The sequence below is a fragment of the Cytobacillus sp. FSL R5-0377 genome (assembly GCF_038004385.1).
Classification (GTDB): domain Bacteria; phylum Bacillota; class Bacilli; order Bacillales; family Cytobacillaceae; genus Cytobacillus.
This window is the reverse complement of the sequence record NZ_JBBORA010000002.1, coordinates 307,541-322,247: the sequence shown is the minus strand read 5'-3', so window position 1 is coordinate 322,247 and position 14,707 is coordinate 307,541. Positions and strand designations below refer to the sequence as shown.

Sequence of the window (14,707 nt, the reverse complement as noted above, 5' to 3'; positions counted from 1 at the left end):
TTAGGTGGAATATAGGCTCGTTGGAAATAGTGGATTAGAAATTAGTGAAATAGGGTTAGGTACTTGGCTAACTTTTGGCGGTTCACTAAATGAGAGTGAGGCAACCAATTTAGTTACTGCAGCCATGAATATGGGTATTAATTACTTTGATACTGCAAATGTTTATCCACTAGGTATGCCTTCTAATAATTCAACACTTACAACCCAAGCTGCAGAGATAATATTAGGCAAAGCATTAAAAAGGTTTTCTAGAGATTCATATGTTGTATCGACTAAAGCCTATTTCTCTATGGGAACGGGACCTAACAGAGAAGGGCTATCAAGAAAACATCTAATCGAGCAGTGCAACGAAAGTCTAAGACGGTTAAATTTAGAGTATATAGATATATATTATTGTCATAGATTTGATCCCTACACCCCCATTGAAGAAACTTTAATGGCATTAGATTATCTTATTAGAAGTGGAAAAGTTTTATATGTAGGGGTGTGCAACTGGGACCAAAATCAATTAGCAGAAGCTAATGAAATAATTAAAACTAGAGGACTACACCCAATAATAACCAATCAATTAAAATATAATATGTTTGACAGAGATATCGAAGAGGAATTACTGCCTTTTTGCGAAGAGGTAGGTATAGGAATCACAGCATATTCCCCATTAGCAAATGGAGTATTGTCTGGTAAATATAAATCGTTTCAAAAACCACCTCTTAACTCGAGAGCATCCAGACCCGAAACACAAAGTATGATGCAAAGGTATCTCGAATTGGAATACCTAAGAAAAGTTGAAAAACTTAATGAATTTGCCATTCAAAATGGAATGACTCTACCTCAATTAGCGTTAGCTTGGAATTTAAGAATGAAGAATATTTCTAGCTGCATAGTTGGTGCTACCTCAGCAGAACAATTATCTGAAAACACAAAAGGTTCGGATATCGATTTGTCAGACGAAGACATAAATGAAATTAATTTATTTCTTATGAATGAAAAACAATATATTTAATATAAGTTAGGGGAGAAAGTTAATGATATTGGTTATTTCAGGTAGTTCAAGGAAAAAATCTAATAATAGAGGATTTGCTAAATATATTTTCGAACAATTAGAGAAAAAAGGTGAAAATGTGGCTTATTTTGATCTTTTTGAGAATCCTTTGCCGATATATTCAGACGATATAAATTTATATAAAAATGAAAATGTAGAAAAATTGTATAATCTAGCTTATGACGCAGACGGATTTTATATTTGTACTCCTGAATACCACAATGGAATGAGTGGAGCTCTAAAGAATGCCCTTGATTTCTTAAATAAGGATCAGTTTATTCATAAACCAATCGCTATTTCTTCTGCAGCAGGATCTGGAAAGGGCGGTGTTAATGCATTAAATAACCTTAGGTTAGTACTGAGAGGGCTGCACGGAATAGTCCTCCCACGCCAGCATATATCGGATAAGATATCTTTTGAAAATAACATTTTGGTGAGTGGGCAATGTAAAGAATCAATTAACCAAATAATTGATGATTTAATATTAGAATCAAATATCAGAATGGCATATTCCTAAAAACTTTTTAAATGAAATAATAATAAATTAATACTTAAGTATTATACAACATCATTCAAAAAGCTGACGTGTCCTCCTTATCATTAATATATCTTATAATTATAAGGAGGTTATTGAAATGATAAAGGGGTTATATGAAGCACATCTTCCGGTAAGTAATATTGAAAAGTCTATAATATTTTATGAAAAATTGGGTCTTCAGTTAGCAATAAAATATGAACAAACAGCTTTTTTATGGATAGTTAAAAATGAAAGTTGGCTAGGCTTATGGGAGTGTGAAAAATATAAAAGTCCTTTCCATCCTTCAATAAGACATGTTGCATTTCAGGTGGATTTTAATGATATAAAAAATGCAAAAATTTGGTTAGAAGAACGAGGGGTTAAAATAAAAGGAGAATTTGGATTTGATGCCACCGAACCCATTGTAATGCCAGATCAAGCTCATGCAATGATTTATTTTAATGATCCAGATGGTAATTCGCTAGAATTTATTAGTAAATTGCCGGCAGATCCAGAGAATAAAGCTGACATGTATTTGAGTGAGTGGGAAAAATATAAGTATGGATCAAATAATAAATGAATCTTAGAGCCAGAGATAACTTCAACTCGGTAACAAGAAGAGCGATTGGCAAAACAGAACTCACCCGATCTGCCACTGCTGAGTTTCTTGAGTCATGTACCTATAGAGCGATAAGGCATACATTAAAACAAAAACATGAAATTCTATGACCTGATAAGGAGAAACTTATCAGGTTTTATTTTTTATGAGACAGCTACAGAGTACACATATAATCACTCCAATATTCCTATTCAAACAAATCCATAAGTCTTTTAAGATGATAGTAGAAAAAAATGGAACTAAAAAAAAGTAGGCAGATGGAGCTGATAAGGTTGAAAGTATTAGATGTGAATGAACTGATAACAAGTACTCAACAGATAAGAAATCAACTGAATATATTTAAGGACCAAATAACACAAATTAGAATAGCCATCGAGGAATTAATTTCTCTTGAAGATTCTTTCAAAGGAGAAGGTGGGCGGTCAATACGGACCTATTATCAGGAATGCCATCTGCCCTTTTTACTTTTTTTTGAATCCTGGATTAAAGACTATCAATCATACTTGGACCGACTAGGAAATTCACTCCATGAACTTGAACCTTCACCAACAGGATTCATCCGCCAGGAATTTTTAGAACATGAGCTTGAACAAGGTTTATCAAAAACAATTAGGATAACTACCGAACTAACAAATGAAGCGAATGAGATTATGACGACAGTAAATGATATTGTCCAGCTGCCTCCCTTAAAAGAAGAACAGTTTAAGCAGGACTCAATTCGTGCTTATAATTCTGTGCATGAGACAGTTGAAAATCTTAATATACTTGACTATCAGCAAACAGTTACCTTAGATCCACTTTTAAATGAGTTAAATATCATGGACCAATACATTCAGAAAATGGCTAATATGTTCCAAGGAGCCGGACTCTCCCTCACTAGTTTTCAGGCTAAATCCCTTAACTGGAAGGATTCTCTTGAGGAAATATCGAATCTAAATCCGGAAAGCAAGCAAAGTCTCCTTCATGATATGGCTGAAGGAGCCATTGAGGGGGCTTCTAAAGCTGTAGGAGATACTTGGGAAGGCCTGAAGTCTACCTATGAGCTAGGGCAGAAGATCATGGGGCCATTCAGTCCGCTGTATTTAGGTAGTGAATTGCTGTTTAATCGTGACCAGCTGTTAGAAAACCAAAAGAAGCACCATGAATTTTATTTAAGTATTTTAAATGACCCCATAGGAAAAGTGCGCCAAGCTCTGGATATGCCGAAATACATATGGTCTGCTGTCACTACTGCCTGGAATCGGGATGTTGTAAATGGGGACGCCCAAAGCCGGACATCCTTCTTTACTTATGTTCTGACCTCCCTTGGAATTGGTATTCTCGGGGATAAAGGGATTAGTAAAGCCGGTACAATCGCCAAGACGGTAGGTTCCGCTACTAAGGGAGGTAAGGGACTTTCTTTTCAGACACAAGGACCAGCTCCTGCAATGGTGGGAGGTGCCGCTCACGGTCCAGTACCTTACAATGTACTTTATAACCCCTTGATACAGATCAAGAAGCTAGCAGATAAAGAGTATAGAGCAAAGCCTAATAAAATTGAAAAAGATAATTATTTTGTTGGTACTTTAAAGGGAGAAAAAGTCCACTTAAAAGGCGTAAAAGTAGAAGAGATTATATACACAAAAAGACATCCGGAAGAAACTGCGCAATTAAGAATAACCTTTAATAATTCTGTTAAGAAAAGTTTTCTTAAAACGTTTGCTAACGATCCGATAAGAGTACAATTTCTTCGAAGGGCAGGGTTAGATGATAATGATATTGCCAGAATGAAAGATGGCCTTAATCCAAAGGGATGGCAAGTCCATCATAATTTACCTTTAGACGATGGTGGTACCAATGATTTTACTAACTTGGTATTGATAAAAAATGATCCATATCATAAAGCAGTTACCAATGAACAAAACTCTCTAACAAGAGAATTAACACCTACACAAAGTAAGAGGATTAATTGGCCAATTTTTGAAGATGAGGTTTACCCACCGGAACCTTTTAAATAAAGAAGGGATGAGCAGATATGGCCCAGTGGAAAGAATTGTTGATTGAAATAAAGAAAATTGAAGAGAAATATGGCAGTTCACTAAGGAACCCAGTTACGGATGTAGAGATAAGCAAGTTGCAGCTGGACATTCAGGAGAAATTAGGGAAATTGGAATTACCAAAGTCTTATGTAGACTTTTTGAAAACTGCAAATGGGTTAGACTTTAATGGACTGGTCATTTATGGTGTTGATGTAAATCTACTTGATGACCACGAAGGTGAAGAACTTCAGGGGTTTGTAGAAACTAATAAGATTTGGCATGAAAATGATTGGCAAAAGCAATACATATTTTTTGGGGACTCTGATACAGCCTGGTACTGTTTAGACCTGAAGAAGGAAATATATCATGCACTAGACAAACCCTCCGGAACCCTAATCCAAGCATATGATAGTTTTGACTCCATGTTTAACGAGGCACTACAAACTGCTTTGTTGTAATGACCAAATATGTAAAGAAAAAGCTCTCTTGGAGAGCTTTTTAAATAATGTTCTTACTCATTGTGTACCTTTATAAAGTCGTAAATAGCTTGACTTAACTTCTGAGCTTCTTCACTTAATTGATCATACGTAGAAATATGGTTAATAGCTTTTTTGCAGAAGTCTAATTTATTTACTATGGTTCCTGATTTTGCAGCATAACTACCTCTTCTTTTCCTAGCCCCTACCGGAAAAAGAGAGTTTATAAAGGTACCCAAATGAATGTTATTGTAATCTTCTTGAGTAAAGTCTTTGTTGGTTAAGTGTTCTAGAGTATCGGTCTTTTCATATTCAGCAATGACTTCTCTTATTATGTCTGCTGAGAGTATATTCTCAATTTCTTTACATTCCAAACAATAATATCTTTCTCCTAGGACTTCTTTTAACTTTTCTTGCCGAGGCAGCTTATCATCGCCGTCTTTGTCTGAAATCAGAAAAAGGGTGCTGCAGATTTTTTCAGCGTTCATTGAAGCATGTCCTTCTTCAGCTTCTGTTTCATCTTCATCTAGGAATGACCAATGAGTTATATTACCACCACTATATTCAACAAATGAATAATGAATATCTTCTTTAAAATTCTTTAAACCCGATTGAGATTCTTGAAATACTTTTAGAAAACGTCTTATATAAAACCTGTCTGTGATCCCTTCAACCCATATGGTACAGTTAGATAGAAGAACAGCTGAATTTTTAACCCCAAGCTCCTGTAACACGCTTTTGTCCTCATTACTTACATTTTCTATAGAGAAAGTTGCATCTAGTTCTTCAGTAGGGTTTCCGGAATGTTCTCCTAATTCTTTTTTGAATTTATAGACTGATATCATATCCATATCAAGTGTCATATCTAAAAAATGATTTGAATGGGTTGTAAAGAAAATTTGGTGATGCGCAAATTGCTCATCCATTATAATTTCAATAAATTTTCTCTGCATACCTGGATGTAAATACAGCTCAGGTTCCTCAATAAATAATAGCAAATTTCCCCCCAAAAACTTAAATAACGGGAATGTTAGGATAATTAATGATTGAATACCATCCCCTAATTCAAATATGTTTTTTTCCTTTTCTGCACCTATTTTAACTTTTATTACATCTGAATTCCTATCGGGCGTAAGTGTAACTTCTTGACCATCAAAGAAGCTTACCGACAAGAATTCTTGAAATTTTATCATGTTGTACCTTTGCTGAACACTTCCTAATAACATATCAGTTATTTCATCATATAGATTAAGTCCAGTATGTATTTCTAATGGATTAATTGCTTTTTTAAAGTAATCATTTTTCGTTCTTTCTTTATAAACATCTTTCTCTGAATCGTTTGTATCTACATATCCTCTAAGGCCACGTAAAGTCGGTATATAAACACGTTTAAAATTTATTTTATAACTTGTACTACTAGGGGTTAATTCATCAAATTTTGATTGGTAATCATTTAATAATGCTTTTAATTTAGTAATAACATGATCTCTTGCATTAGCTGCTCCTGCAGCGCTTGATTTTAAAGTTACTGATGATGAACTATTTAGGTTATTTATTTCATGAACTAATATTTGAAATTGCTCAAATAAATCCCTATCTTCCTTCAAATATGGAATTCTTTCTAAATGTTGTATATCACTAATTAAATTGTTTACATTAAGATCACCGATACCCACAATAGAACGTTCTGTTATAGCGCTAATTATTGCATCTATAAAATCTATTAGTAATTTGTAATTCCTCTCAACGTCTATCATTTCTTCTGGAGGTATAAAAGAGAGACTTCCATCGATTGCAAATAATCCTCTAAGGAATCTACTTTTACCTGAATTATTAGATCCTACAAAGATATTGACTTTAGACAAATTATTAATGACATTCAGTTTATAGTCGGAACTTAAATTATCATTAACAACTAGACTTTTTATGTGATATCCCAAATTATTCACCCACTTCCTGTAAATGTTAATCTTATTATAAGATATTTTCCGTAATTTATCGTTAGTGTGAGTACTAATTAAATCTAGGGTTAACATTTTTGTTTCCCCGCGGTGACCTCTAAAACATTTTAGGATTAGTAAGTGTGAGGGGTTCTGCTTAAAATATAGGGTGCTATTATTTTATAAGCTTATATTAGTAAAGACCACATTAATATTAAATCTTATTAATAATATCGGAGTCCTTCCAAGAGTGAGCAGCATTATTCTTCCGTTGCATTTTTCTTTGTAAATAAATCTGGGTCGTCTTGATGTCAGAATGGCCAAGACTTTCCTTTATGGTCAACAAATCCGCGCCCTGGTCAGCACTAATAAGAGCAAAGCCATGTCTGAAGCTATGAGGCGTAATAGGATTTTTACGCATTCTAATAAAATCCAAATCAGCACTATTTATTTTTTTGATTAAATAATTCGATAGATACTTATATCCATATGCTTTTCCCTTTGAAGTTGTAAACAAAGGGGAGTTATCGGAAGGATCGAGTTTAAAATCTAGCCTTCTTCTTTTACGAAACCCCTCTATGGCCTTTAAAACGTTTGGATGAATTAATACCTGGCGCTCCTTTTGACCCTTTCCCATAACTGTAAGCCAGTATTCTCCATCTAAATAAACAAGATCGCAAACTTTTGCATTACAGAGCTCCTGTATACGGAGCCCAGTTGTGGCCAATACTGATATCAATCCGTAAAGGATGGGATGAGTTCTGAAGTAATTGACTAAGCTAATTACCTCCACAGAACTCATCTCTTTATTTGGTCTATCAAAGGATCGAACATTGCTGCTTAACATTTTTTGATGAAGCGGCACCTTAATGTATTGATTTTCGTACAGGAACTTTAAGAACCCTCTCATTACAACTGTTTTTCGACTTAGGGTAGCTACAGAATATTGCTTACCCCCATTCCCAAGTGGAGCTTCCTTCAACCACTCCTGGTATTTCCTCATATTCCGTGGTGTTAGATTCTTCAATAGTCGATACTCTTGAACATCTCTAATTTCGACTTCTAGCAATTCTGCTTGTTCCAGCAGCTGCTGATAGAACAGAAGAAGATCCCTAAGATATTCCCGCTTTGTATTTTCTGTTCGATTTTTCTTCTCATTTAAATCCTTTTTTTGGTGTGCGTAAAAATATATCATTTCGATATCGTTAAAAAGTGAAAAGTTAGCCTCACCGTCTTTATCTATAATATCGCTCATTTTTTTATGTAAGGAATCATCTAAAAGGTATGTTACCAAAGAAGAAATTGTTTGAGCTTTATTTATTAAATCAGGAGTTAATAATTTATTAATTTGTTCAGTATAAACTAATTCACTAGATTTCATATTTTATTTTACCTCCTTTAGATGAAATATATTTATTAACAATTTTATTTAAAACTATTAATTTTATTTAGATTTTATTATAAAAAACCAATTATATAAGGAGTTATTAAGTTATTATCTTACATTTATTATAATACAGATTACGAGAAAAATAGGTTATTTGTCTATATATAATAAGTATTAACTGTTTTATATTTATTTATTATTTTATTACATATTTTATAAATAACTATACAATAGTAGTTTAGTTTGTTATATTCATTTCAAGGAAAGGTTTTCCATCAACCAAGGCTAAGGTTTTAATTGGAGACTTCCCTAACACACTAAAAAATTTTAAGAAGGGCTGATTAGGATGAAAAAAACATTAACATTCCATCTTCCAGCAATTTCGGTTGAAATTAATGGAAGTGAGGGGCAAACTCAGGACGGACTAAGAAAGTTAGGCGAAGAAGCGGTTATTAAACAACTAACAAAAGATTTTCCTCGATACCAATGGTCAATGACAGAAGGAACTGTGATTAAGGATGAAGATGTGGTTTGTGGACGTCCAGTAAAATTGAAATCTTCTGGAGAAGTAGGCGTTATCTATGAAGTAAAACCAGGAACTAAATATCCTGTAAGGATCCTAATAAATGGTGAGAAAGAAATCCAGTGCACCCAGGCGGCGATTGATAAAGTGTCCAAAAAAGCAAGCATCGACAAATTAATTAAAGGGCGTCAAGAATGGGAGAAATCAACAGGGGAATGGCTTGGTGTTCGAACGGGTTATTTTGTTAACGGGCAAGATATTATTCCAGTGGTACTCAATGCGCGAGGTAGGGGCAAAATGAAAGCTTATAAAATCGATCACGAATCGAAGGGAAGTTACTATCATCTTACAGCTTCTAATATTCTAAGACTATTTGACACAAAATTAGAAGCTGAAGATTACGCCTCTATGTTACAAAATCGTTAGTTTATAACGTTTTAAGAGGCAGTTTACACCATAGTTCATAATAACTGTGATGTAAATTGCCTATGGAACTCAAATATCTAAAACCCGATAATAAGAACGCCTTGTTAATTCATCAGAGGACTTCGGATGGTAAAGGAAGAACGCTTATGAAAGAAGAATTTGAATTCATTGATAAACAGGTGCGAGAGGGGAAAGTTAATATAAAAATAACAACTTATTACCTTTCTGATATCAAAGCAGGTCTCAGAATAGAAGTACGGAAACTATCCACAAAAAGGAAATCAACTGCAGAGATTGAATTAGTTTGGGGAGACGATAACATAATTCTAAAAAAGTCCCTAAGAAAAGTGGTTCTTGAAAATCCAAAAACCAAAGAAGTAAACGCATACATTGACGATTTTATAGAATATAGCAAGAAGAAAGGCTTGCTAAAAAACAGTGATACATAATGCTGAAAGGCAAGTATATTGGCAGTGATAAGGTGTGTTCTTTAAATAAAGAATATACATACTTTTTATTTCCTAATGGACCAAATTATTATTATGTATCTAGATTTAATAACCCCAATGCACATTTTGGATGTTTCGACTGTGACTGGTTTCATATCCTTGAAGAAGAGGATTCCCTTCTGAGCCCCCACGCACGAATATAGATCTTGAACAGGGTAAGATTTATAAAGCTAAATTGTTTTGGAGAAGAGCAGGGTATTGTAATATCCTGCTTTCTCACTATTATCTATTGCCTCAAATTACTCACGCTCATTTCTATGAAGATATTGAACTAACTAAATGTAAGGGATGCTTTCCTCTGCACTGGTTCAAGGATTTCAAAGAAGTATCTTATATAATAGAAGAAACAGGTTCAAATCATTCTCCTTTTACCTTTTCAATAGCTTCCGAGGAAAGTTCGGATATTACATTTAAGCAACTCACACCTTTCTAACGGCAGGAGGGATACCTTTGAATATCGTATTTACTTGTCAAATTTGTAATTCTATTGTGGACGATGGAGGGTATATCACAGTAAACGGATCTCTTTATTGGATTGGCATCGTATGTGGATGTGATAATAAAGTTATTAAAGAGTTAGAAACCTCTATAAGAAAAAAACAATTAAAAGTGATTAGGAAATAATCTCCACTTAAAACTTATATAAAAAATTGTATTATAGTATGATTATCTTAGATAGAAAGAATTGATAACCAGCGACATTGCTGGTTTTTTTATAGAAACATTAAAAAGTAAGGTGAAACTTATGGATAAAGAAAGAGAAATGATAACAACAAATGAAGCTGCAGAGATACTTAATGTTAAACCATCAACTATTCATAAATATGTAAAACAAGGTGAATTAAAGCCGGTTTATGAAGATAACTGGCACATTGATAATACTAAATTATTCTACAAAGAAGATGTTGAGGAATTAAAACAGAAAAAGGGAAAGCCAGGAATTACTACTGGAGAAGCTAGCAAATTACTTGGCCTCCATACAGCAACAATTTTTCAATACATTCAACAAGGATTACTTGCTGCCGAGAAAAAGTTATATAAAGGAAGAGAATTTTATTTCATTGCCCCAGAAGAACTTGAGCGATTTAAATCTTTTTATGAGGAACAGAAAAGGAATGAAGGGAAAGATTTTTACGATAAAGATAAAAACTATGCCTGGTACCAGGAGTTTCTTTCTCCGGAAGGTAAAGACAGTAATTTTCTTTTACTAAACGAAGAGTTGCAGCCTTATCTTCAAAGCCAAAATGGAGAGCAAATTCCGTATGAAGAAATAGAAAAAGCAGGTTATAAACCGGTTAAAAAGATTCCGGATATAGGATATAAAACACAGAAAGGCTTTGCTAAATTCCAATTTACAGAATCCCAGGAATTCTATAGAACAATGGGTCTCTTTTACTCTACACTAGGGCCAAAAAACATAAAGGTTTTTTTAGATAAAGAAAACAAGATAACCGTTGAAGTAAAGCCCATTTTAATTAAAGATGATATACCAGGTTACATTTTTTCCTTACTTGAAGAATCTTTGATTGAGGGAGATATTTCGAAGAGATTAGAAGGAGTGTTTATTGACAGTGACTTGGAAGTTCTCGCTATCGCTATCCCTTCTGAACTAAAGAGAAAAATTAAGGAAGATGCTGCTATATCAAAAAATACAATTGAGGAGCTAGTAATTTCAATTTTAGAAGAAAAGTATGGAAGACTACAATAGTAAGGGTGAATTGGAAGTTTAATCCTCCTAAAATAAAGTTAGCCAAAAGAATCTCTCCAAAAAATAGCAAAACTCGCCCCAAAACTGGGCGAGTTTCTTTGTAATAAATACCGGCTCTTATTAAATTAAAGCCCCGTTAGCTTAATAAGAATCACTCCATTATTCTGGGGTAATCGTTTGGTCGAATTAATTAAGCAAATAAAAAGGCAACTCAATAAAGGTTGGCTTATTTTATGAACTGATTATATAATCCGATATCGTTCATTATCCTTAATTACATTTGCATCATTTTTAATTTCTTGTTTCACAACATCTAATTCTTTATTTTTTGCCCAATTTACATGTCCCTCGTGAGGCTCAGTTTTCCCTGTAGTAATAATTAGTTGACCATTTTTCATGTATCCGAAAATCTCGTTAATCTGTTCTTTATTCAGTCCGTCTAAAGTATCCAGAGTTCTTTGCACATCATTACCTACCTCTGTTTGAACTAATGGTATCTCATGGATAATCGCCCAATTTAGATGCCCTTCTTGTGGTTCAGTTCTACTTTCGGTTGCCATTAATCTAGCGTTTTTAACATATCCAAATAATGCTGCTAACCGCTCTTTAAACCCATCGGGGTAGAACATAAGTGCATATTTTTTATCTGTTTCTGATAACCGAGTATTCCACTCAGTTTTAAAGTCTCCGATTGTTAATTCTTCAGGAACTGAATATAGCATAATTGAATGTGGGTCAAATTGAGAGTAATTTGTATTTGAGTCTTTATACTTTTCAAATAAATTCTCATCGACTTTCTTTCTATCCCATTTTTGCGTTCTCCAATAATATTCATACACTTTTTCCTTATCCCAAGGTATATTCCCTGCGGGACTTTGATGTTCATGACCAAAACCTAAAGCGTGTCCAAATTCATGTAGTACAGTCCGCGAGTATTCTTCATCTGAAGTGTTTAGGTCAAACCATCCAAAATTCATGGTGGGATTACTTTTCGGGGTTGAAAGACAGTCGGTTCCTATATACGAATATGAACCCGCACCTTTTCTAAAAGAAATCCTTATCTGGGCATCTTCTTTATAATTTCCAAAGTCAAAATGAATGTTTGCATAGTTTTCCCACTCTTTAGCAAATTGTATCACCTTGTCTTGAATATGCTTTTCTCCTTCTAAAAAGCTAACTTTAAGTGTTTGTCCGGGTTTCCAAAACTTATTGCGCTGACCCCATAATTCTAATGTATCATTACTAGATATTGGTGTTTCTAATAAATCGTTATTAGGTATTGACAAAACTGTACAGAATTTAAAATTCTCCATTAACAGGGCCCTTTCTCAAATGTTTTTATTTTTATTATTTTGTCCTGGTATGGCTTTTATTATTGTTTAATCCTATCCCTTATTTAAATAACGTTATAAAAAGTTAAATCTAAAAAAAGGTTTTTTGTTTACAGCTATTCGAATGAAAATAAGAAAAGTCCTTATTGAACTAACCTGCCACGCTTGTTCAACTTGCAATATAAATAAAATAAATGGTAAAATAAACTAAATTTAATAAATTAATGGGAAGGCCCCAATCAGCGAATTTAAATGGCTGTATTGGGGTCTTTTTGTATTGGGGGGATCGTATGTTTGCTTGTGAAAAGAAACGTGAGGAGGAGCAAAAAAAGAGATTAGTTGAGAAAGTTCTATCCTATCAATACCAAGGGGAGGTTTATATATTAACCCATGGACGAATATGGAAATCACTTGTTTTAAAATATTTTAAAAAAGTTGATAGTGGAGAATTATCTATTGAGCAACTTTTACAATTACTAGAAGAAAAAGGTGGGGTAAAGTATGGCCAAAGCTATAAATTAGTCAGATACCCGATAGAAGAATGTTTGAACTACATAGCTAAATTATCAAAGAAAAAATAGATAATTAGGTTTGCTAGGAGGGAAAGGGTATAACTAAAATACAGATAACCAAAATCATGTTAATCGTTTCAACTGCTTTAATTTTAATCTCCTGTTCTGCCCCAAGTCTTACCTATGAAGATGCACCAAAGTTTGAAATAAAACACACAAATGATGATACACATGACCAATTCTTCGATAGTATTATATACCCAGAGTATGAAGAAAACGGAAATTTCGAGACAGAAACCAATCTAAAACCAATTAATAATACTGAATCCGCAACTAGAAGGAAAGTGACAGTAACTTCCATAACTGACGGTGATACCATTCGTTATTTCGATCCTCTACTAAACAAAGAGGTAACTGGAAGATTTCTGGGAATAAACGCACCTGAAGCAACGAAAACTGTTGAAAAGTTTGGACCTGAAGCCACAGCCTTTTTAACCAATCTAATAATGGGTAAAGAAATTGAGATTGAAAGTGATCCCAATGCTGATATTACGGATAAATATGGGAGGTACTTAATTCACGCCTTTATTAGTGGAAAAAGTATACAACAAGTTCTTATATTAGAAGGATTAGAAGGATTAGTAAGGGTCGCTTATTTATATGATGAATACAACTATACCGATCTATATCTTGCAGCGGAAAAAAAAGCAAAAGAATCCGGGCAAAATATTTGGAGTATCCCTGGGTATGTAAATAAAAGTAATGGTTTTGACATGGATATTGTATCAGAAGATATGAAGGAAAGCATTGTAGAAAAAGTAGGAGAACTCATGAATATATTTAAATAGAAAAGAGGGCGTGATATGAGAGAACTCAAGATAAATCTGATGAATCTAGATGAGTCAAATAATCAGGAGATTATAATTGAGATAAAAGGAAAGTCCAAAAGTGAAATTGAATTGACTTTGCAAGCCATTGAAGTTCTAATTCATTCTGTTGAGGATACTTGTAGGGAAGATCCAGAATGTTACAAAGAAGCTACTACAAGAATAAAATTTGCTTTAAAAAGTACAGATGAATGGGTGAGTTAAAAGAATATATAGGGAAATATTGATACAGCTAGAAATTTATAGTGAAATTTTTCTGTAAGTATTTTTTTCTATTAATTTTTTTGCAGTCTCTTGAAGACTAGCGGGAACGCTTAAAAGTTACGGCCTTTGTGGTCGATGGAACATTACTTTATTTGTAATGTCTTTCTATCGCCCAAAGGTCGTTTTTTTGTGCAAATTTTCAAGACAAAAAACGAAAGGGTGAGGTATTGCATTATTAAGTATACAATTCCTGTTCTGCTTTAGACATGATACATATAAATATTCCTTTACCATTTACATGACAATTTATATCGACATGAAAAGGTATTTTCTACTAAAATCAGTCCTCCGGGTATGTTTCCTTTTCATAATCAACAACGGAGAAGCTAGCAAGCCATTCAGCTTATGTTTGAGCAAAAGGTTATATTTAATAATCGTAAAGGCAAATGTTCTCAGTATCAAAAAATAAAAGTGGCCGAAGACTTCTTAATAAAAGGGAAGTCCAAAGATAGAAAAGTGGCATAACAAGTACTTTCTTGAAAGCGAAGACTTTGTTACAGATGCACCCTGTACTTTAATATTTCATTCATAGAGGCCCACAGAGTAAA

The 14,707-nt window shown here is 33.7% G+C and carries 15 protein-coding genes; 12 read left to right on the top strand and 3 right to left on the bottom strand.

All coding sequences use genetic code 11. The annotated features are described in order from the left end of the window. The first annotated feature begins 4 nt into the window (after positions 1-4). The 5 genes from NSQ49_RS26490 (at position 5) to NSQ49_RS26470 (ending at position 4,654) form a co-directional block, all read left to right on the top strand. Entirely contained in the window at positions 5-1,003 is a 999-nt protein-coding gene (locus NSQ49_RS26490; RefSeq protein WP_159866763.1) for an aldo/keto reductase family protein, read from the top strand. Between the two features lie 22 nt (positions 1,004-1,025). Beyond that, positions 1,026-1,559, top strand: a complete 534-nt coding sequence (locus NSQ49_RS26485) for an NADPH-dependent FMN reductase (RefSeq protein ID WP_159866766.1) — start codon at positions 1,026-1,028, stop codon at positions 1,557-1,559. A gap of 118 nt (positions 1,560-1,677) precedes the next feature. Next, positions 1,678-2,139: a VOC family protein gene (locus tag NSQ49_RS26480; RefSeq protein WP_159866769.1), complete on the top strand. Its 462-nt coding sequence runs from the start codon at positions 1,678-1,680 to the stop codon at positions 2,137-2,139. A gap of 311 nt (positions 2,140-2,450) precedes the next feature. Continuing rightward, entirely contained in the window at positions 2,451-4,175 is a 1,725-nt protein-coding gene (locus NSQ49_RS26475) for a T7SS effector LXG polymorphic toxin (protein WP_236566244.1), read from the top strand. A gap of 17 nt (positions 4,176-4,192) precedes the next feature. Further along, on the top strand, positions 4,193-4,654 hold the full coding sequence (locus NSQ49_RS26470) for a YrhA family protein (RefSeq protein WP_159866775.1): 462 nt from the start codon (positions 4,193-4,195) through the stop codon (positions 4,652-4,654). 53 nt (positions 4,655-4,707) lie between these two features. Here NSQ49_RS26470 and NSQ49_RS26465 read toward each other — a convergent pair whose 3' ends face one another. After that, complete coding sequence (locus NSQ49_RS26465; protein ID WP_159866778.1) at positions 4,708-6,708, bottom strand: AAA family ATPase; 2,001 nt, start codon at positions 6,706-6,708, stop codon at positions 4,708-4,710. A gap of 118 nt (positions 6,709-6,826) precedes the next feature. Continuing rightward, a complete protein-coding gene (locus NSQ49_RS26460; protein ID WP_159866781.1) occupies positions 6,827-7,993 on the bottom strand; it encodes a tyrosine-type recombinase/integrase in 1,167 nt (388 codons plus the stop codon). Positions 7,994-8,345: 352 nt separating this feature from the next. Here NSQ49_RS26460 and NSQ49_RS26455 point away from each other — a divergent pair, with 352 nt between their 5' ends. The 4 genes from NSQ49_RS26455 (at position 8,346) to NSQ49_RS26440 (ending at position 11,165) form a co-directional block, all read left to right on the top strand. Next, positions 8,346-8,948: a hypothetical protein gene (locus NSQ49_RS26455; protein ID WP_251283963.1), complete on the top strand. Its 603-nt coding sequence runs from the start codon at positions 8,346-8,348 to the stop codon at positions 8,946-8,948. Positions 8,949-9,094: 146 nt separating this feature from the next. Then, entirely contained in the window at positions 9,095-9,397 is a 303-nt protein-coding gene (locus tag NSQ49_RS26450) for a hypothetical protein (protein ID WP_159866784.1), read from the top strand. Between the two features lie 510 nt (positions 9,398-9,907). After that, positions 9,908-10,081, top strand: a complete 174-nt coding sequence (locus NSQ49_RS26445) for a hypothetical protein (RefSeq protein ID WP_251283964.1) — start codon at positions 9,908-9,910, stop codon at positions 10,079-10,081. A gap of 121 nt (positions 10,082-10,202) precedes the next feature. Further along, positions 10,203-11,165: a helix-turn-helix domain-containing protein gene (locus NSQ49_RS26440; protein WP_251283965.1), complete on the top strand. Its 963-nt coding sequence runs from the start codon at positions 10,203-10,205 to the stop codon at positions 11,163-11,165. Between the two features lie 242 nt (positions 11,166-11,407). On the opposite strand, the gene NSQ49_RS26435 is transcribed toward NSQ49_RS26440, so the two are convergent. Further along, positions 11,408-12,478 carry a M12 family metallopeptidase gene (locus NSQ49_RS26435; RefSeq protein WP_251283966.1) on the bottom strand — a complete coding sequence of 357 codons (1,071 nt, stop codon included), beginning with the start codon at positions 12,476-12,478 and terminating at the stop codon, positions 11,408-11,410. A gap of 308 nt (positions 12,479-12,786) precedes the next feature. Between NSQ49_RS26435 and NSQ49_RS26430 the strand changes: the two genes are divergently transcribed. The 3 genes from NSQ49_RS26430 to NSQ49_RS26420 are packed head-to-tail and all read left to right on the top strand — an operon-like array spanning position 12,787 to position 14,099. Then, positions 12,787-13,077 (top strand): hypothetical protein, encoded by a 291-nt coding sequence (locus NSQ49_RS26430; protein WP_251283967.1) that lies wholly within the window; start codon positions 12,787-12,789, stop codon positions 13,075-13,077. A gap of 56 nt (positions 13,078-13,133) precedes the next feature. Further along, positions 13,134-13,856 (top strand): thermonuclease family protein, encoded by a 723-nt coding sequence (locus tag NSQ49_RS26425; protein WP_251283968.1) that lies wholly within the window; start codon positions 13,134-13,136, stop codon positions 13,854-13,856. A 15-nt stretch (positions 13,857-13,871) separates the two neighbouring features. Beyond that, complete coding sequence (locus tag NSQ49_RS26420; protein ID WP_251172280.1) at positions 13,872-14,099, top strand: hypothetical protein; 228 nt, start codon at positions 13,872-13,874, stop codon at positions 14,097-14,099. The last annotated feature ends 608 nt before the right edge of the window (positions 14,100-14,707 follow it).

What these genes read in the sequence shown, in the direction of transcription:
- NSQ49_RS26485 (WP_159866766.1), top strand. Translation starts at nt 1,026, where the DNA reads ATGATATTGGTTATTTCAGGTAGTTCAAGGAAAAAATCTAATAATAGA.
- NSQ49_RS26480 (WP_159866769.1), top strand. Translation starts at nt 1,678, where the DNA reads ATGATAAAGGGGTTATATGAAGCACATCTTCCGGTAAGTAATATTGAA.
- NSQ49_RS26470 (WP_159866775.1), top strand. Translation starts at nt 4,193, where the DNA reads ATGGCCCAGTGGAAAGAATTGTTGATTGAAATAAAGAAAATTGAAGAG.
- NSQ49_RS26465 (WP_159866778.1), bottom strand. Translation starts at nt 6,708, where the DNA reads ATGTTAACCCTAGATTTAATTAGTACTCACACTAACGATAAATTACGG.
- NSQ49_RS26460 (WP_159866781.1), bottom strand. Translation starts at nt 7,993, where the DNA reads ATGAAATCTAGTGAATTAGTTTATACTGAACAAATTAATAAATTATTA.
- NSQ49_RS26455 (WP_251283963.1), top strand. Translation starts at nt 8,346, where the DNA reads ATGAAAAAAACATTAACATTCCATCTTCCAGCAATTTCGGTTGAAATT.
- NSQ49_RS26450 (WP_159866784.1), top strand. Translation starts at nt 9,095, where the DNA reads ATGAAAGAAGAATTTGAATTCATTGATAAACAGGTGCGAGAGGGGAAA.
- NSQ49_RS26440 (WP_251283965.1), top strand. Translation starts at nt 10,203, where the DNA reads ATGGATAAAGAAAGAGAAATGATAACAACAAATGAAGCTGCAGAGATA.
- NSQ49_RS26435 (WP_251283966.1), bottom strand. Translation starts at nt 12,478, where the DNA reads ATGGAGAATTTTAAATTCTGTACAGTTTTGTCAATACCTAATAACGAT.
- NSQ49_RS26430 (WP_251283967.1), top strand. Translation starts at nt 12,787, where the DNA reads ATGTTTGCTTGTGAAAAGAAACGTGAGGAGGAGCAAAAAAAGAGATTA.
- NSQ49_RS26425 (WP_251283968.1), top strand. Translation starts at nt 13,134, where the DNA reads ATGTTAATCGTTTCAACTGCTTTAATTTTAATCTCCTGTTCTGCCCCA.
- NSQ49_RS26420 (WP_251172280.1), top strand. Translation starts at nt 13,872, where the DNA reads ATGAGAGAACTCAAGATAAATCTGATGAATCTAGATGAGTCAAATAAT.